Genomic DNA, 782 nt, shown 5'->3' with positions numbered 1-782 from the left:
GAGGACCTGCGCAACCGCATGATCCGCCTGTTCGGGTCAAGCGACCTGCATCGCACCACCGTGGCGATGGATGACGCGGCCGGTCGTCTCGGCACCTACTTTCTCGCCCAGCTCGGCATGAACGCCGCCTTCGGCGTCATCGTCGGCGTCGGCCTCTGGTTCATCGGCGTCCCCAACCCGATCCTGTGGGGCGTGTTCTCGGCCCTGATGCGCTTCGTCCCCTACATCGGGGCCTTCATCTCAGGCATCCTCCCCGTGGCTCTGGCCGCGGCGGTCGATCCGGGCTGGTCGATGGTGATCGCGACTGCGGCCCTGTTCCTGATCGCCGAGCCAATCTTCGGGCAGGTGATCGAGCCGCTTCTCTACGGGCATTCGACCGGTCTTTCGCCGTTCGCCGTGATCGTCTCGACCCTGTTCTGGGGCTTCCTGTGGGGGCCCATCGGCCTGATCCTGGCGACCCCGTTCACGGTATGCCTCGTCGTCCTCGGCCGCCACGTCGACAGCCTGGAGTTCCTAGACATCCTGCTCGGCGACCGGCCCCCGCTGACCCCGGTGGAGAACTTCTACCAGCGCATGCTCGCGGGCGATCCGGACGAGGCGCGTGACCTGGGCGAGGCGATGCTGAAGGAGAGGTCGTTATCGTCGTACTACGACGAGGTGGCGCTCAAGGGCCTGCAGCTCGCCGCCAACGACTACGCCCGCGGAGTCGTCACCCCGGCCCAGCTAGAGAACATCCGCGCCTCAGCGCGCTCCCTCGTCGAGGACTTCGAGGACCATCCCGA

General features: G+C 66.9%; 1 protein-coding gene. It reads left to right on the top strand.

Annotation, left to right across the window (positions count from 1 at the left end):
• Positions 1-782, top strand: a 782-nt coding sequence (locus tag MKK70_RS08020; RefSeq protein ID WP_243946742.1) for an AI-2E family transporter, incomplete at both ends; no start/stop codon positions are given.

Source organism: Methylobacterium sp. E-041 (assembly GCF_022829665.1).
GTDB lineage: Bacteria > Pseudomonadota > Alphaproteobacteria > Rhizobiales > Beijerinckiaceae > Methylobacterium.
The sequence above is the reverse complement of the archived record's forward strand: the minus strand, read 5'-3'. Positions and strand labels throughout refer to the sequence as shown.